The organism is Amaricoccus sp. W119 (assembly GCF_047275745.1).
Lineage (GTDB): Bacteria > Pseudomonadota > Alphaproteobacteria > Rhodobacterales > Rhodobacteraceae > Amaricoccus.
Genome location: NZ_JBKQWU010000002.1, coordinates 221,173 through 236,789, shown reverse-complemented (window position 1 = coordinate 236,789; position 15,617 = coordinate 221,173). Strand labels below are relative to the sequence as shown.

Here is a 15,617-nt window from a genome sequence, read left to right as displayed (position 1 = left end):
CCCGGCGGCACGGCGGGCGCGCCCGGCAGGTCCGGACCCGGTTCCGGTTCCGGCGATCCCTTTCGCGCGGTCAACTGCCGGGCTGGACAAAGAGCCCCTCTGGCAGCGTGGTCGCGCCGCCCACCAGTTCGGCGCCGCCGATCTCGGCCATGAGGCCGAGCATCCGGCCGGCGGCCGCCTCGTTGACCGGACCCGCGGCCGGGATTCCGGCGATGAAGCCCGCCTTCAGCGCCTCGTATTCGGCGTCGTCGGCCGCGTTCATCATCGGGCGGATACCTTCCCAGGCGGCGGGATCATTGGCGAGCAGGTCCTTCGCCGCGCGCGAGGCGGTGGCGAAGCCGTCCACGAGATCGGGATTGTCGCGCAGGAGTTCGCCCCGGATCACATAGCCGAGCAGCGGCGTCTCCGGATCGAGACCGAGCGCCTCGGCGACTTCCGAGACGCCGACAAGCTCGCGCATCCCCGCGACCTTCATCTTGGCGAGGAAATGCCAGAAGTTGATCGCCCCGCCGACCTCACCCCGCTGGGCCACCTCGGCGATCAGCGGCGGGGCGCCGAAGACCTGCTCGGTCTCGTCGGCGAGATCGAAGCCGTATTCCTTCTCGGTATAGGCGCGCATCAGGATCCAGCTCTTGTCGAGCGGCCCGCCCGCCACGCCGACTTTCGCGCCCCGAAGATCGGCGAGCGTGCGCGCCGGGCTGTCGGCCGGGACCATGAGACCGCCGACGGTGCGCGAATAGGGGATGAAGACGTAATCCTCGCCTTCCGCGCGCTGGCGGGCGACCCAGATCCAGTCGGAGACCATCGCATCCGCCTCGCCGCCCTGGAAGGCCACCTGACCCGCCGCGCTGCCGGCCACGTCCATGACCTCGAGTTCGAACCCGTTCTTCTCGTCGAGCCCGTTCGCGGTAATGGTCTCGAGCTCCCAGTTCACGGTGCCGGATTTCTGAGCTGCGATGCGCAGCACCGGCGTCTCGGCCAGGGCGGCCGCGCCAGACAGCCCTACGCAGAGCAATGCCGCGCCGAGGCAGGCGGCGAATCCGAAGATGTGTCTCATGGCGTCCTCCCGCCGGCAGCCTATACCCGGCGCGCCGCCGCGCAAACGGCCCCCCGACGAAAGTCCCGGTCAGCCCGCGTCGGCCCGGCGCTGCGATCGCCGGAAGATGTCGCGCTGGAAGACATAGCCGAGGCGGGTCAGAATCCGCGCCTGCCAGGGCGTCAGCGCGTAGAGGTCGAGGAAGACCCTGCGCGCCGCGCCCTCGCCCTTGCGGATCGCCCTCGCGACGAGGTCCATCTGCGCCGCGCGGGTATTCGCCATGCGGCTGGTCTGGGTTTCGCGGCTGATGCGCTGCGCCCATTTCTTCCGCCAGCGGCCGAAGCCGATCGCGTCGAAATGCCCGAGGTACATGCCCTCGCCGCCCCGGCCGAGTTCGTGCGACCAGACGGTGATCCGTGCGCCGTCGCGCTCGGTATAGTGATTGCCGATGCGGGTATAGCGCCGGCCGGTCCTCAGGAACTGCTTGCCGGAGACATGCGCGACCAGCCCCTGGCGGAAGAACCGGCTCTTGCGCCCGTAGACGAAGCGCCGGCCGAACTTCCAGAGACGGAGGTTGGTCCAGGGCACCCGGAACCAGGTGCAGCCGAAGGGGGTGTCCACGTCGTCGCCGGGCCCCCAGACCGCCTCGGCGGTACGCAGCCTGACCGAATCGACCGTCTCGGGCACCCAGTCCAGGAACTGTTCCACCGGACGGTCGCCGAAGACGAATTCATCGCCGTCGCAGAGCAGCACCCAGTCGGTCTCGCAATGCGCCGTGCCATTGGCGAAGACGGCCGCCTGGCGTTCCTCGAGGCCCGGCGGGCGGCCGCCCACCCGGTCCCAGAACGCGTCGTCGCAGGCGATGATCCGGGTTCGTGCATCATTGAGCGCTGTCAGATGATCGGCCGGACCGTCGTGATAGATGAGAACCATCTCCGCGCCGAGGTCGTGGTAGTAGCTGACGAATCGCGCCACCACGTCGGGCTCCTCGCGCATGAGGGAAACCGTCGAGAACCGAGCAACCACGTTAACCTTGTACCCCCAAGACGTCGGGGCTTCCCCGGGACAGATGGCGGAAGCCCGTCCGATCCATACCATTTCGGGGCGCGCGGGGGCCAGAACGGGGTGGCGGGTGAGGCCGAAAAACTTCCCCGTGGGCGGGGGTCCGCCCAAAGCTTGCGCGAGTGCTCCGCCGGATGCCCGCGCGCGGGTCAGATGCGCGCGAGCGTCGCGGGATCGGGCGCGCCGGCGAAGAAGCTGTCGAGGGCGTCCCCGAACAACGCCTCGGACGGGGCGGCGGCGGCGAAGAGCGTCATGGAGGAGCGGAACTTGACAGCGTCGATCCCGCCGAGGATCCGTTCGGCCGGCTGTCCGGCGTGGGTCAGCATCAGCTCGGTCGCCCGGCGCAGTCGCGCGCCGAGAATCGGATGCGCGAGGTAGGCGCGCGCCTCGTCGAGGCTCCCGAGCGCGTAATGCACCGACATCGCGCTGCGGCCGAGCCCGGCGATCTGGGGAAAGATGAACCACATCCAGTGGCTCCGCTTCGCGCCCCGGGTCAGTTCCGCCTCGACCGCGGTCCAGACGGGCGCCTGCGCGGCGATGAAGCGTTCGAGATCCATGTCCTGCTCCGCGCTCATCCGGCCTGCTCCCGCGCAAGACGCTCGGTTTCCGCGTCGACCGGCGCGCGCAGCGCCGCGATCAGCGGATGAGCGTCGGTATGCGCCCGTCCATAGGTGAGATTCCAGCCGATGTCGAAACCGGCCGGGTTCTGACCCTGCGTGTGCTGAAGCACCGTCTCCAGCCGGTCGAGGCCCTTCGCGAGCCGCGCTTCCGGCGTTTCCATGGAGGTGTACTCGTCCCAGAGTGCGAGGATGCGCGCGCGGGCGGGTTCGGGTAGCGGAGCGAGCAGGGCGAGGAGATCCCGGCGCTCCTCCTCGTTCTTGTCGCCGGTCTGCTCGGGCGCGGGAATGTCGCCCCGGACCGCTTCGCCGAGGTCGTGCACGATCAGGAGTTCGATCAGCCGTCCCGTGTCGATCCCGTCGAGTTCGGGTCCGAGCGCGAGGGCCATCAGGCAGAGCCGCCAGCTGTGCTCCGCCGTGCTCTCGCGGCGTCCGAGACGCGTGTGCCCGCTCCGCATCGTGTCCTTGAGCGCCTCGGCGGCGCGGAAGAAGGCGAGGTAGCGGTCGATGTCGCCCGACGAGGGTTCGGCCATTGCGCGCTCCTTCGGCTGACCGCCGGTCCCCGGGGGCGCGAGGGGCGCGGGGCGAACCTCCGTCGCCCGACACTCCCCGCGCACGGCTTTTGGATCAGAACCGGCCGTGGCAGTGCTTGTACTTCTTGCCCGACCCGCAGGGGCAGGGATCGTTCCGTCCGCTGCGATGCCAGGTCGACTCGTCCTCCGGATCGATGCCGCTCGCGAGAGTCTGCGCCTCGGCGCCACCGGCCACGGCGAGCGCCGGCTGGCGCCGTGCTCCGGCTTCCGCCGTGCTCTCCGCCGGGGAGGCGGGCTCCGCGGGGGGAGGCGACGCGGGGTTCGGCACGGGGGCCGGCATGGGGTTCGTCGCTGCGCCCTCGGCCCGCTGGCCCTGCGCCGCCTGCGCGCGGTTCTGCATCTCGGCGACCATTGCGCGCTGCTCGGCCTCGGTCATGATCTGCACATGGGCGAGCATGCGGGAAACCTCGGTGCGAAGCCGGTTCAGCAGCCCCTCGAAAAGCTGGAACGCCTCGGACTTGTATTCGTTCAGCGGATCGCGCTGCGCATAGCCGCGGAAGCCGACCACGCTCCTCAGATGCTCGAGCGTGACCAGATGCTCGCGCCAGTTCTGATCGATCGTCTGCAGAAGGACCTGCTTCTCGATCTGGCGCATGGTCTCGGGCCCGTAGCGGTCGAGCTTCTCGCGCATCAGATCGTCGACCGCGCGGGTCAGGCGTTCGCGGATCTGCTCGTCATCGACGCCTTCCTCATCGGCCCAGGCCGGAATGTCGGCGTCGATCCCGAAGACCTCGCGGATCTTGGTCCGGAGCCCCTCGGTCTCCCACTGGTCCGCGTAGGCGCGGGGCGGGATATGCTCGTGCACCAGATCGTCGATGACCTGATGGCGCATGTCGAGCACGACCTCGGAAACATCGCTCGCCTCCATGATCTCCCGGCGCTGGGCGAAGATCGCCTTGCGCTGATCGTTCATCACGTCGTCGAACTTCAGGAGGTTCTTGCGGATGTCGAAGTTGCGCGCCTCGACCTTGCCCTGGGCCTTTTCGAGCGCCTTGTTCACCCAAGGATGAATGATCGCTTCGCCTTCCTTCATCCCGAGCTTGCCGAGCATCGAATCGAGCCGGTCGGAGCCGAAGATCCGCATCAGGTCGTCTTCGAGGCTGAGGTAGAAATTCGTGCGCCCCGGGTCGCCCTGACGGCCGGAACGGCCGCGGAGCTGGTTGTCGATGCGCCGGCTCTCGTGCCGTTCGGTGGCGAGGACATAGAGGCCGCCCGCGCCGAGCGCCTGATCCTTGCGCTGCGCCACCTCGGTCTCGACCGTCTCGCGGATCGCGCTCGGATCGGCCCCGCGCTCGTCCTGTTCGAGCGCGTCGATCACATGCATCTCGACATTGCCGCCAAGCTGGATGTCGGTCCCGCGTCCGGCCATGTTCGTCGCGATTGTCACCGCGCCGGGCACGCCGGCCTCGGCGATGATCCGGGCCTCCTGCTCGTGATAGCGGGCGTTCAGCACGTTATGCGGAATGTTGTCCTTCCTGAGCAGGCCGGACAGCATCTCGGATTTCTCGATCGAAGTGGTGCCGACCAGGATCGGCTGGCCCGCCTCATGCGCGCGCCTGATCTCGGCGACGATCGCCTCATATTTCTCGCGCGCGGTGCGATAGACCTGATCGTCGTGGTCCTTGCGGATCACCGGCCTGTTGGTCGGCACCTCGACCACGCCGAGCTTGTAGATCTCGAAGAACTCCTCCGCCTCTGTCGCCGCCGTGCCGGTCATCCCCGCGAGCTTTTCGTAGAGGCGGAAGTAGTTCTGGAAGGTGACACTCGCCAGCGTCACGTTCTCGGGGCGGATCGAGACGCCTTCCTTGGCCTCGATCGCCTGGTGCAGCCCGTCCGAGAGCCGCCGGCCCGACATCATGCGGCCGGTGAACTCGTCGATCAGCATGATCTCGTCGTCGCGGACGATATAGTCTTTGTCCTTCTTGAACAGCACATGCGCCCTGAGCGCCTGGGTCACGTGATGGACGAGGCTCGTGCTCTCCGGATCGTAGAGCGTGGCGCCCTCCTGAAGCAGCTTCAGCTCGCGGAGCCGGCCCTCCAGATATTCGTTGCCATCCTCGGTCAGCGTCGTGGAGCGCGCCTTCTCGTCGAGCTCGTAATGGTTTGCCTCGAGTTCGGGGATGAGCTTGTCGATCGCGAGATAGAGATCGGAGCGGTCCTGGCTCGGCCCCGAGATGATGAGCGGCGTGCGCGCCTCGTCGATCAGGATCGAGTCGACCTCATCGACGATGGCGAAATAGTGATCGCGCTGCAGCACCTGCGCGAGATCGGACTTCATGTTGTCGCGGAGATAATCGAAGCCGAGCTCGTTGTTCGTGGCATAGGTCACATCGGCGTCGTAGGCGGTCTTCTTCTCCGTCTCGGGCATGCCCGGAACCACGACGCCCACGCTCATGCCGAGCGCGTGATAGACCTTGCTCATCCATTCCGCGTCGCGGCGGGCGAGATAGTCGTTCACCGTGACGACATGGACGCCGCGCCCGGTCAGCGCATTGAGATAGACCGGGAGCGTCGCCATCAGCGTCTTGCCCTCGCCGGTCTTCATCTCCGAGATATTGCCCTGATGCAGGAAGATGCCGCCCATCAGCTGCACGTCGAAGGGCCGCAGCCCAAGCGCGCGGCGGGCCGCCTCGCGGGCGTTGGCGAAGGCCTCGGGGAGCAGCGCGTCGAGGCTTTCGCCGTTGGCGACCCGCTCGCGGAGTTCCCCGGTCTTGGCGATGAGCCCCTCGTCTTCCAGGGCCTGGAATTCCGGCTCCAGCGCGTTGATGCGTTGGACGAGGTGACGGACGGACTTGATCTTCCGGTCGTTCGGCGTTCCGAACACCTTCTTGGCAAGCGTGCCGATTCCCAGCATGAACCTCAGTCCTCAAATATATCGCGGCGTCGGGGCGCCGAACGCGCCGGCCGACCTCTGTCCCCGACCTGCCGGCCGGGCCACCGACCGGCCCGCCGCTCGGCGCATCGACCAGCCCACCGAATTGTCATGACGGGCAAGCTTGTTCACTGATAGCGAACCGTCTAAGTCTGCGCCCTGCGCGCGGTCGGACCCCGCTCAGCCGGCTAGGGATGTAAGCGGGTGGGCCGTGCCTGTCAACGGCGCCCCCCGGGTAGCGGGACGCGCCCCGAGAGATTTCATGTGGACCCGTTCCCCGAGCGGGCAAGCAACGGAGTTACAGATGCGCAACCTTCTGATCGCGGGCCTTCTGGCCGGCGCGGCCTTCGTGCCGGCGGCTTACGCGCAGGACGCGGAGACCACGGCGCCCGAGGCCGCCGCCGAGAGCACGCCCGAGAGCACTGGGGCGGCCGCGGAATACGATGTCGATACCGTCGTCGCTACGGTGAACGGCACCGACATCACGCTCGGCAATGTGATTGCCATGCGCGAGCGGCTGCCGGCCCAGTACCAGAACCTGCCCGACGAGACGCTGATGACCGGCCTCATCCAGCAGCTCGCCGACCAGCTGGTGCTGGCCAACAGCCTCTCGACCGACCCCGACCAGGACCCGGTCGCCGTCAAGCTTCAGCTCGAGAACGACCGCCGCGCCGCGCTCGCGAATATCGTGGCCGAGCAATACATGAGCGAGCCGGTCAGCGACGAGGCGATCCAGACCGCATATGACGCGCAGGTGGAGGCCTTCCAGCCGCGGCCGGAATACGATGCCTCGCATATTCTCGTCGCGACCGAGGAAGAGGCGAACGCCGTTCTCGAAGAGATCAACGGCGGCGCGGACTTCGCCGAGGTCGCCAAGGAGAAATCGACCGACGGTTCCGCCGGGCAGGGCGGCTCGCTCGGCTGGTTCGGCCAGGGCCAGATGGTTCCCGAGTTCGAGACGGCCGTCGTCGGCATGGAGAAGGGCGCCGTCGCGGGTCCGATCCAGACCCAGTTCGGCTGGCACCTGATCAAGCTCAACGACACGCGCGAGAGCGCGGCGCCGAGCCTCGAGGAGACGCGCCCGCAGATCGAGCAGCAGCTGCGCCAGGAGGCCTTCCAGGGCAAGCTCGAAACGCTTCGCGGCGAGGCGGAGATCGAGATCAAGGCCGGCGAGGTCCCGGCGGCGGCGGTTCGCGACGCCGACCTCCTGAACTGAGCCCTTCCACCGGGCGCGGGGCCGGTGTACCCGGCGTCCGGTGACGATGATCGACGAAAGCGAGACCGGTGATGCCGAAGGACAAGAAGAAAAAGAAGACCAAGGACAGGAAGAAGTCGGCCCCGGTCGCCGCCGGTCCGAAGGTCTCGCCGCTGGCGCCCGCGTCCGGCTTCCCCGACCTTCCCGTGATCGAGGGCGTGCGTTTCGCCGCGGTCGAGGCGGGCGTGCGCTACAAGGGCCGGCTCGACGTGATGCTGGCCGAGGTGGCGGAGGGTTCCACCGTCGCCGGGGTCTTCACCCGCTCCGCGACGCGCTCCGCCCCCGTGCTCTGGTGCGAGGACAATCTCGCCGCGCTGGCCCGTGACGGTTCGGGCGGCAAGGGATCGGGCGGCAAGCGATCGGGTGACAGGGGCTATGCGATCCTGGTCAATTCCGGCAATTCCAACGCCTTTACCGGCGGGGTTGGCCGCGCGGCGGTCGAGAGCACGGTGAATGCGACGGCGGAGCTGTTCGGCATTCCGGCGAACCATGTCTTCGTCGCCTCGACCGGCGTCATCGGCGAGCCGCTGCCGGCCGAGCGGATCACCGCGAAGCTCGGCGAGCTGCGCGACCGGCTCGATCCGACCGCCGCCGGTCTCGCGGCGCGGGCGATCATGACGACCGATACCTTCCCGAAGGGCGCGACCGCGCTCGTCGATCTAGACGGAACCGATGTCCGGATCTCGGGCTTCGCCAAGGGATCGGGGATGATCGCGCCCGACATGGCGACGATGCTGGTCTTCATCTTCACCGACGCCGCGATCGAGCGCGAGGTTCTGGCGGGCATGGTTTCCTCGATCAACGAGGAGACGTTCAACCGAATCACCGTCGATGGCGATACCTCGACATCGGATTCGCTGATCATGGCCGCGACCGGCCGCGCGCCGATGGCGAGGATCACGAGCGAGACCGACCCGCGCGCCGCGCTGTTCCGCGAGGCGCTTTCCGGGGTGATGCTCGATCTCGCCCATCAGGTGGTGCGCGATGGCGAAGGGGCGACCAAGTTCGTCGAGATCCGCGTGACCGGCGCCGCTTCTGACAAGGCGGCGAAGACGGTCGGTCTCGCGATCGCCAATTCGCCGCTCGTGAAGACCGCCCTCGCGGGCGAGGACCCGAACTGGGGCCGCGTCGTCATGGCGGTCGGCAAGGCCGGCGAACAGGCGGACCGCGACAGGCTCTCGATCCGCTTCGGCGACATTCTCGTGGCGGAGAACGGCTGGGTCAGCCCCGGCTACACGGAGGCGGCCGGCGCGGCCTACATGAAGCAGGCCGACCTCGTGATCTCGGTCGATCTCGGAATTGGCGCGGGCGCGGCCTCGGTCTGGACCTGCGACCTGACGCATCGCTACATCGAGATCAACGCCGACTACCGGTCGTGACCGCGGCCCCCGGGGCCCCCGGCGCCGCGACGCCGACGCGCCTGATTCTGGTGGTCGCGGCGGCGCTGGTTGATTCGGACGGACGCGTTCTGCTTGCCCAGCGGCCTGTAGGAAAAAGTTTCGCCGGCCTCTGGGAATTCCCCGGGGGAAAAGTGGAGAATGGTGAGTCTCCCGAGCAAGCGCTCATCCGCGAGTTGCATGAGGAACTTGGGATCAGCACCTGGAGCAGTTGCCTCGCGCCGCTCACTTTCGTGAGCCACGCCTATCCGGAGTTTCATTTGCTGATGCCATTGTTCGTATGCCGCCGCTGGGAGGGCGTTCCGAGCATCCACGAACACAAGGCGCTCAAATGGGTTCGCGCGCGCGATCTCGGCGACTATCCGATGCCGCCGGCCGATCTGCCGATCGTCCCCGTGCTGCGTGACCTACTTTAGTCGGTACAACCTTTGGTGGAAATTCTGCGAAATTTCCGTGACACTGGTGCGCTCTTCCCGTAAGTTCAACTTCAAGAACAAGATTTCCAGGGTGGAAAAAGATGCTGTACCAGACGATCCGGGTCTCCAGTTGTGTTTCGATTCAGGGTGAATTCGTGGAATCGCTCGCGAACGGCGATGTGCTGGTGCGCGACGGGCGCAAGCTCTACCGCGGGCAACCGATCCGCCGTGGCGACCATCCCTTCCATGCCGGGATGATCCGCAACGTCGAGACTCTGCCCGCGCCCGAGGCCGTCTGAAGTCTCTCCGTCTGGAATCCTCCGACACCCGAATGCCGAAAAGAAGGAAGCGGACCGGTTCCCCTCGGTCCGCTTCCTCGTTTCGGAGGCGCGTCCGCCTCCCGCGGCCTTGGCCGCTTGCCTTGTATCCCATGCCCGGGCCCCATGGCCCTGATCCCATGACTGACGGGTAAACTCACAACCAGCCCGCGAGTTCCCGATCGAGGATCGAAACCAGCGCCCTGATGTGGGCCTCCTCGTCGTTGAGGCAGGGGATATAGGTGAACTCCTCGCCGCCCGCGCCCTCGAAGGCGTGGCGGATCTCGCCCTGGATCTCCTCGAGCGTCTCGACGCAATCGGCGGAGAAGGCGGGCGCCACCACCGCGATCCGCTTCGTGCCTTCCCGGGCGAGCCGTGCCACCTCCTCGACGGTGTAGGGCTTCAGCCATTCCTCGGGCCCGAACCGCGACTGGAAGGTCACACGCACCTCTTCCGCCGCGAAGCCGAGCCGCTCGCGCAGGAGCCGCGTCGTCGCCTGACACTGGCAGTGATAGGGGTCGCCTTCGCTGAGATAGCGCTCCGGCATGCCGTGGTAGCTGGTGAGCAGCATCTCCGGCCGGTTGGCGAGCCCGCCATAGGCCCGCTCGACCGACCGGGCCAGCGCGTCGATATAGAGCGGATCGTCGTAATAGGCCGGAACCGTGCGGAATGCCGGCTGCCAGCGCAGCTTCATCAGCGCGCGGAACGCCTGATCGTTCGCCGTCGCCGTCGTCGGCGCCGCGTATTGCGGATAGAGCGGAAAGAACACGATCCGGTCACAGCCCTGGTCGACCAGTTTCGCGATCACCGACTCGGTCGAGGGATTGCCGTAGCGCATCGCGAAATCGACCACGATCCGCTCGCCATGTGCCTCGCGGAGCGCGCGGGCGACCGCGTCGGTCTGCGCCCGGGTGATGGTCAGAAGCGGGCTTTCGTTCCGCTCCTTGTCCCAGATCCCGGCGTAGTTCCTGCCCGAGGAGAACGGCCGGCGCGACAGGATGACGAGTTGCAGGAGCGGCTGCCACTTCCAGCGCGGGTAATCGATGACCCGCTGGTCGGACAGGAATTCGTTGAGATAGCGCCGCATCGACCAGTAATCGGTCGCATCCGGGGTGCCGAGATTGGCGAGAATGACCCCGACCCGCGCGGGCGGGACGGTGGGATGGTTCGAAGGTGCGAAGGCGAGGCGGCCGCCGGGCGTCCCCTCGCCGGGTTTCGATGTCTCGGTCATGCCTTGTCCTGTTCCCCCGGTTTCGTCGGGCGCCCGCCGCCGGTCCCACCCGCGCCGGTCCCACCCGCGCCGGTCCCGCCCGCGCCGGTCCCGCCCGCGTGTTCGCCCGCGCTCCGTTCCTCGGTGCCGAGCGCGTCGGCGAGCCGGGCGGCGGCGGAGCCCGGGCGGAGAGGCTTCTGTTGTCCGGGCGACGGCGCCCAGGCGGTCAGGTAAACGATCTCGAAGGTCGCCTCCACGCGGCCCCCCCCGTCGCCGAACCGCTCGGCATAGATCTCCGCCGCCCGTGCGAGCAGCGCGCGCGACATCGGCTCGCGGCTCCGGTCGCGCAGCACGCTCGTCTCCCCCATGGCGCGCAGGTCGCGCATCAGATGGATCATGGTCGCGTAGCTGACCGGCAGGCGCTGCGAGTCGGCGACGGGCAGGGCGAGGCCGGCGCGCTGCAGGAGGCTGCCCAGATCGCGGATCTCGCCCATCGGCGCCACGCGGGGACTGAGCCCGCCCGTCACCGCCACCTCCGCGTCGGCGAGCGCCTGGCGCAATTCCCAGAGCGTCTCCCCGGCGAAGAGCGCGCCGATGAACAGCCCGTCCGGTCGAAGCGCGCGGCGCGCCTGGGCGAGCTGGCCGACCGGGTCATTGGCCCAGTGCAGCGCCAGCGCGTGCACGATGAGATCCGCCTCGCCCGGAGCGAGATCGAGCACCTCCGCGTCCGGGATCAGCCGCGCGCCCGGCAGGCCGAGCGCCTCCGCCCAGAGCGCGCCCCGCGGCCCGATGATCACCGGCGCCTGAAAGCGCCTGTTAACCTCGCTCAGCCTTTCTGAGATCTCCGCCGCGGCCAGTTCGCGCAGGAACTCGGCCGGTTCCCCAGCCGCCGCGCGAGCGCGTCGGTGGGCGAGCAGTTCGGGATCGAACAGGGCTGGCGGCGTTGGCATCGGGTTACCTCACGAAGGCGACCCATAGGCGAGACCGGGAGGGAATGCCATGCTTCGGGTGCTCAAATCCGCCGTGATCGGGCCGGTGACGGACCCGATCGGCGCGATGCTCACGCCGGTCCTCACCCCGATCATCACCCCGCTCCTGAACACGCTCTATCCACCGCGCTGCCTCGCCTGCGGCGACCGGACGGACGGCGCGCGGGGGCTCTGCGGAGCCTGCTGGCGGGATACCCATTTCATCACCGGCGCCGCCTGCGGGAAATGCGGCGTGCCTTTGATCGGCGATGCGACGGCGCCGGATGCCTTCGTCTCCGATGCCGTGGACACCTGCGACCCCTGCCTCCGGCGTCCGCCCGCCTGGGACGCGGGGGCGGCGGCGGTGCTCTACGGCGGCGCGGCGCGGCGGGCGGTGCTCGCCTTCAAGCACGGCGACCGGCTCGACATGCGCGACGCGCTCGCGCAATGGATGCTGCCCGCCGGTCGGGCGCTGCTGGCACGCGCCGAGATCGTCGCCCCGGTGCCGCTCCACTGGCGTCGCCTGCTGCGGCGGCGCTACAACCAGTCGGCCGAACTCGCCCGTGCGCTGGCGCGCCGCTCGGATCGCGAGATGGTGCCGGATCTTCTCACGCGCCGGCGCTTCACCACGCCGCAGGAAAAGATGGACTGGACGGCGCGCGCGCGAAATCAGGCGGGCGCCTTCGTCGTGACGCCCCGCCATGCCGCCCGAGTCGATGGGCGATCGATCCTGCTGATCGACGATGTGCTCACCTCCGGCGCCACGCTCTCGTCCGGAGCGGAGGCGTTGCGCGCCGCGGGCGCCGCCCGGGTCGATGTCCTTGTCCTCGCGCGCGTTGCGTTCGCGGAGGGCGGGTCTATATAGTTTCATCATGCTGCGTGAGACTGTCAGGATACCGCCGATGCCCGCGATCCTCATGTATACGACTCCGACCTGCGGCTATTGCATGGCCGCGAAGCGGCTCCTGACCGCCAAGGGCGCGAGTTTTCAGGAGGTCAACGTCGCCGCCGAGCCCGGGCGGCGCGCCGAGATGACCGAACGCGCCCGGGGCCGCCGCACCGTGCCGCAGATCTTCATCGGCGACCGGCATATCGGCGGGTTCGACGATCTGAACGCCCTCGAGCGCGCGGGCGAACTCGATCCGCTGCTCGAAGCGAGCTGAGGTCATCCGATGCGCGTAGCCCTCGTCCAGCTCTGTTCCTCCGACGATCCCGCAGCGAACCTCCGCGTCACCGAGGATCTGGTGCGAAGGGCGGCGGGTGGCGGCCCCAGCCTCGTCGTCACCCCGGAAGTCACCAATATCGTCTCCTCCAGCCGCGCCCGTCAGAAGGCGATGCTGCGCCACGAGGAGGACGACCCGACGCTGGCGCGGCTCCGCGACGTCGCGGCGGAGCGCGGCATCTGGCTCGTGATCGGCAGCCTCGCTATCCTGACCCACGACGAGGACGGCCGCTTCGCGAACCGCTCCTTCCTGATCGCGCCGGACGGCGGGATCGCCGCGCGCTACGACAAGATCCACATGTTCGACGTGGCGCTGGAGAAGGGCGAATCCTATCGCGAATCCGCCGCCTTCCGGCCGGGAACCGAAGCGGTGATCGCCGATCTTCCAGAGGCGAGGCTCGGGCTCACGATCTGTTACGACATGCGCTTCGCCGCGCTCTACCGCGTGCTCGCGCAGGAGGGAGCCGACATCATCACGGTGCCAGCGGCCTTCACCGTGCCGACGGGCCGCGCCCACTGGCAGACGCTGCTCCGCGCCCGCGCGATCGAGACCGGCTGTTTCGTTCTCGCCGCCGCGCAGTCGGGCCACCACGTCACGACCGAGGGGCCGGACCGGCGGACCTATGGCCACAGCCTGATCGTCGGACCCTGGGGCGAGATCATCGCCGAGGCGCCGGACGGGCCGGGGGTGATCTTCGGGGAGCTCGACCTGACCGAGGTCGCGAAGGTCCGGGACATGGTACCGCAACTCCGCCACGACCGGAGCTTCGCCCGGCCGGGCGCTCAGGGTCCGGCCAGTCACGGACCCACCGACCGCGCGACCTCGTGAGCCGGGGCAACCGGGCCCCACCCGTCGAATCGCCGCGCGATCCGATGGTGATCGTGTTCTTCAGCGAGATCGTGATGATCGAGCAACTGGCGAGGGGTCGGCTCCAGCGCGCGCTGCCCCGCGGCATGGAGCTGTCGCATTTCATGGTGCTGAACCATTTCGCCCGGCTCGGCGGCGAGAAGACGCCGGCGCAGCTTGCCCGGATCTTCCATGTGACCAAGGGCGCGATGACCAATACGCTGCGCAAGCTCGACGCGGCGGGCTACGTTCACATCCGTCCCGACTGGGACGACGCACGCCGCAAGTGGGTGGGCCTGAGCCCGGCGGGGCAATCGGCGCGCGATAGGGCAGTACTCGCGATGGCCCCGGTCTTCGATGACCTGCTCGAGGAACTCGGGCCGGGCCGCCTGCGCGATGCCCTGCCGACGCTGCGCGCCATCCGCGCCGTGCTCGGCGCCGAGGAAACCTGAGTCTCGGGTCCGGACAACCTCAGGGCGTTCGCAGTCACGTGGTTGGAGGCTTGACCGCGCGGTCAAAACCGCGCAGGAATGCCCACGGATGTGGGAGCGGGCCATCGACGCCCGCGACGCGGCGCGATCGAGCGCCCGCGAGTTCGCGTTCCGTTTGTGGGTCTTCGATGCGGCCACCGGCGCGCCAGCGGCGGTTCGCGTGGACGGGTGGGGTTGGGCGTCGGTTGATCAAGAGACTCATCATCGCGGTCATCCTGCTTGGCCTCGTCGTCGGCGGCATCGTCGGCTTCAACCTCTTCCGCTCGAAGATGATCGGCGAGTTCTTCGCCAACCGTCAGCCGGACCCGGTGACGGTTTCCACCATGGAAGTGGAGGCGGGCGGCTGGATGCCGGGCATCGAGGCGATTGGCACCGCGCGGGCGAAACAGGGGGTTGAGCTCGGCGTGGAGACGCCGGGCATCGTGAAGGAGATCCGCTTCCAGGCCAATGACGAGGTCGAGGCCGGGCAGATTCTTGTTCAGCTCGACGACGCCATCGAACAGGCCGATCTCGCCGCCGCCGGCGCGACCCTGAACCTCAGCGAAATCCAGCTCGAGCGGCAGCGGACCCTGCAGGCGCGCGGCGTCACGGCGGCGAACGATCTCGACGAGGCGCAGGCGAGCGCGGCCAGCGCCCGGGCGGAGGTCGAGAAGCTGACGGCCGTGACGCGGCAGAAGGCGCTGCGCGCCCCGTTCGCGGGTACCGCCGGCATTCCGCAGATCGATGTCGGCCAGTATCTCCCGACCGGGACGGTCTACGCGACCCTGCAGGATCTGAAGGCGATGCGGGTCGATTTCTCGGTCTCCGAACAGCAGGGCCGGCTGGTCCGTATCGGTCTGCCGGTGACCGCCTCCTCGGAGGTCGGCGATATCTCGCTCGGCGGCCGGGTCATCGGGATCGAGCCGCGCATCGACCCGAACAGCCGCCTCGTCACGGTGCGGGCCGAGGTGGACGATCCCGGCGCCTCGCTGAACCCGGGGCAGTTTCTCCGCGTCCGCGTCGAGCTTCCGGCCGAGCAGAACGTGATCGCCCTGCCGCAGACCGCCGTGACCTCCACGCTCTATGGCGACAGCGTCTATGTCGTGCATGAGGAAGGTGAGGGCGAGGAAAAGAAGATGACGGTCGAGCAGGTCTTCGTCCAGATCGGCCGCCGCTCGCTCGGGCGCGTCGAGGTGACCGGGGGGCTGTCGCCGGGTGACACCGTCGTGACGGCCGGGCAGAACCGCCTGTTCCAGGGCGCGCCGGTCCGGATCGACAACACGATCGACCCCACCGCCGCCGCCTTCGAGCCGATCGGGCAGTGAGGACGGCGCC

Annotated in this window: 16 protein-coding genes; 9 read left to right on the top strand and 7 right to left on the bottom strand. The window is 68.5% G+C overall.

Annotated features, from left to right (window positions below; genetic code table 11):
• Positions 1 to 70: 70 nt before the first annotated feature.
• The 5 genes from ACLJK8_RS02875 to secA all read right to left on the bottom strand — a co-directional run bounded on the left by ACLJK8_RS02875 (position 71) and on the right by secA (position 6,162).
• Positions 71 to 1,057: an ABC transporter substrate-binding protein gene (locus ACLJK8_RS02875; protein WP_413148497.1), complete on the bottom strand. Its 987-nt coding sequence runs from the start codon at positions 1,055 to 1,057 to the stop codon at positions 71 to 73.
• Positions 1,058 to 1,126: 69 nt separating this feature from the next.
• Positions 1,127 to 2,032 carry a glycosyltransferase family 2 protein gene (locus ACLJK8_RS02870; RefSeq protein ID WP_413148496.1) on the bottom strand — a complete coding sequence of 302 codons (906 nt, stop codon included), beginning with the start codon at positions 2,030 to 2,032 and terminating at the stop codon, positions 1,127 to 1,129.
• Between the two features lie 215 nt (positions 2,033 to 2,247).
• Positions 2,248 to 2,673: a DUF1810 domain-containing protein gene (locus tag ACLJK8_RS02865; RefSeq protein ID WP_413148495.1), complete on the bottom strand. Its 426-nt coding sequence runs from the start codon at positions 2,671 to 2,673 to the stop codon at positions 2,248 to 2,250.
• Positions 2,670 to 3,248 carry an HD domain-containing protein gene (locus ACLJK8_RS02860; protein ID WP_413148494.1) on the bottom strand — a complete coding sequence of 193 codons (579 nt, stop codon included), beginning with the start codon at positions 3,246 to 3,248 and terminating at the stop codon, positions 2,670 to 2,672. The genes ACLJK8_RS02865 and ACLJK8_RS02860 overlap by 4 nt, the downstream gene beginning before the upstream one ends.
• Before the next feature lie 94 nt (positions 3,249 to 3,342).
• Positions 3,343 to 6,162, bottom strand: a complete 2,820-nt coding sequence (gene secA / locus ACLJK8_RS02855) for a preprotein translocase subunit SecA (protein ID WP_413148493.1) — start codon at positions 6,160 to 6,162, stop codon at positions 3,343 to 3,345.
• A gap of 322 nt (positions 6,163 to 6,484) precedes the next feature.
• Between secA and ACLJK8_RS02850 the strand changes: the two genes are divergently transcribed.
• The 4 genes from ACLJK8_RS02850 (at position 6,485) to ACLJK8_RS02835 (ending at position 9,547) form a co-directional block, all read left to right on the top strand.
• The gene (locus tag ACLJK8_RS02850) at positions 6,485 to 7,396 is read left to right on the top strand and encodes a peptidylprolyl isomerase (RefSeq protein ID WP_413148492.1); all 912 of its coding nucleotides are present in this window, start codon (positions 6,485 to 6,487) and stop codon (positions 7,394 to 7,396) included.
• A 71-nt stretch (positions 7,397 to 7,467) separates the two neighbouring features.
• On the top strand, positions 7,468 to 8,814 hold the full coding sequence (gene argJ, locus ACLJK8_RS02845; RefSeq protein WP_413148491.1) for a bifunctional glutamate N-acetyltransferase/amino-acid acetyltransferase ArgJ: 1,347 nt from the start codon (positions 7,468 to 7,470) through the stop codon (positions 8,812 to 8,814).
• Complete coding sequence (mutT, locus tag ACLJK8_RS02840) at positions 8,811 to 9,248, top strand: 8-oxo-dGTP diphosphatase MutT (RefSeq protein WP_413148490.1); 438 nt, start codon at positions 8,811 to 8,813, stop codon at positions 9,246 to 9,248. The genes argJ and mutT overlap by 4 nt, the downstream gene beginning before the upstream one ends.
• Positions 9,249 to 9,349: 101 nt before the next feature.
• Positions 9,350 to 9,547, top strand: a complete 198-nt coding sequence (locus tag ACLJK8_RS02835) for a hypothetical protein (protein ID WP_413148489.1) — start codon at positions 9,350 to 9,352, stop codon at positions 9,545 to 9,547.
• 175 nt (positions 9,548 to 9,722) lie between these two features.
• Here the strand turns inward: ACLJK8_RS02835 and hemH are convergent, their stop codons facing one another.
• Complete coding sequence (hemH, locus tag ACLJK8_RS02830; RefSeq protein ID WP_413148488.1) at positions 9,723 to 10,796, bottom strand: ferrochelatase; 1,074 nt, start codon at positions 10,794 to 10,796, stop codon at positions 9,723 to 9,725.
• On the bottom strand, positions 10,793 to 11,725 hold the full coding sequence (locus tag ACLJK8_RS02825) for a methyltransferase domain-containing protein (protein WP_413148487.1): 933 nt from the start codon (positions 11,723 to 11,725) through the stop codon (positions 10,793 to 10,795). The genes hemH and ACLJK8_RS02825 overlap by 4 nt, the downstream gene beginning before the upstream one ends.
• Before the next feature lie 49 nt (positions 11,726 to 11,774).
• On the opposite strand from ACLJK8_RS02825, the gene ACLJK8_RS02820 reads away from it, so the two are divergent.
• From ACLJK8_RS02820 to ACLJK8_RS02800, 5 genes are all read left to right on the top strand, one after another.
• Positions 11,775 to 12,608 carry a ComF family protein gene (locus tag ACLJK8_RS02820; RefSeq protein WP_413148486.1) on the top strand — a complete coding sequence of 278 codons (834 nt, stop codon included), beginning with the start codon at positions 11,775 to 11,777 and terminating at the stop codon, positions 12,606 to 12,608.
• Positions 12,609 to 12,645: 37 nt separating this feature from the next.
• Positions 12,646 to 12,906, top strand: a complete 261-nt coding sequence (gene grxC / locus ACLJK8_RS02815; protein WP_413148485.1) for a glutaredoxin 3 — start codon at positions 12,646 to 12,648, stop codon at positions 12,904 to 12,906.
• Positions 12,907 to 12,915: 9 nt separating this feature from the next.
• Positions 12,916 to 13,794 carry a carbon-nitrogen hydrolase family protein gene (locus ACLJK8_RS02810; protein WP_413148484.1) on the top strand — a complete coding sequence of 293 codons (879 nt, stop codon included), beginning with the start codon at positions 12,916 to 12,918 and terminating at the stop codon, positions 13,792 to 13,794.
• Between the two features lie 44 nt (positions 13,795 to 13,838).
• Entirely contained in the window at positions 13,839 to 14,264 is a 426-nt protein-coding gene (locus ACLJK8_RS02805) for a MarR family winged helix-turn-helix transcriptional regulator (protein WP_413148483.1), read from the top strand.
• A 224-nt stretch (positions 14,265 to 14,488) separates the two neighbouring features.
• Positions 14,489 to 15,607 (top strand): efflux RND transporter periplasmic adaptor subunit, encoded by a 1,119-nt coding sequence (locus ACLJK8_RS02800; protein ID WP_413148482.1) that lies wholly within the window; start codon positions 14,489 to 14,491, stop codon positions 15,605 to 15,607.
• Positions 15,608 to 15,617 lie beyond the last annotated feature (10 nt).

Excerpts from the sequence above, each read along its gene's own strand:
- ACLJK8_RS02850 (WP_413148492.1), top strand. The coding sequence starts at position 6,485 with ATGCGCAACCTTCTGATCGCGGGCCTTCTGGCCGGCGCGGCCTTCGTG.
- ACLJK8_RS02825 (WP_413148487.1), bottom strand. The coding sequence starts at position 11,725 with ATGCCAACGCCGCCAGCCCTGTTCGATCCCGAACTGCTCGCCCACCGA.
- ACLJK8_RS02805 (WP_413148483.1), top strand. The coding sequence starts at position 13,839 with ATGGTGATCGTGTTCTTCAGCGAGATCGTGATGATCGAGCAACTGGCG.
- ACLJK8_RS02820 (WP_413148486.1), top strand. The coding sequence starts at position 11,775 with ATGCTTCGGGTGCTCAAATCCGCCGTGATCGGGCCGGTGACGGACCCG.
- argJ (WP_413148491.1), top strand. The coding sequence starts at position 7,468 with ATGCCGAAGGACAAGAAGAAAAAGAAGACCAAGGACAGGAAGAAGTCG.
- hemH (WP_413148488.1), bottom strand. The coding sequence starts at position 10,796 with ATGACCGAGACATCGAAACCCGGCGAGGGGACGCCCGGCGGCCGCCTC.
- secA (WP_413148493.1), bottom strand. The coding sequence starts at position 6,162 with ATGCTGGGAATCGGCACGCTTGCCAAGAAGGTGTTCGGAACGCCGAAC.
- ACLJK8_RS02865 (WP_413148495.1), bottom strand. The coding sequence starts at position 2,673 with ATGAGCGCGGAGCAGGACATGGATCTCGAACGCTTCATCGCCGCGCAG.
- ACLJK8_RS02835 (WP_413148489.1), top strand. The coding sequence starts at position 9,350 with ATGCTGTACCAGACGATCCGGGTCTCCAGTTGTGTTTCGATTCAGGGT.
- ACLJK8_RS02860 (WP_413148494.1), bottom strand. The coding sequence starts at position 3,248 with ATGGCCGAACCCTCGTCGGGCGACATCGACCGCTACCTCGCCTTCTTC.
- grxC (WP_413148485.1), top strand. The coding sequence starts at position 12,646 with ATGCCCGCGATCCTCATGTATACGACTCCGACCTGCGGCTATTGCATG.
- ACLJK8_RS02875 (WP_413148497.1), bottom strand. The coding sequence starts at position 1,057 with ATGAGACACATCTTCGGATTCGCCGCCTGCCTCGGCGCGGCATTGCTC.
- ACLJK8_RS02870 (WP_413148496.1), bottom strand. The coding sequence starts at position 2,032 with ATGCGCGAGGAGCCCGACGTGGTGGCGCGATTCGTCAGCTACTACCAC.
- ACLJK8_RS02810 (WP_413148484.1), top strand. The coding sequence starts at position 12,916 with ATGCGCGTAGCCCTCGTCCAGCTCTGTTCCTCCGACGATCCCGCAGCG.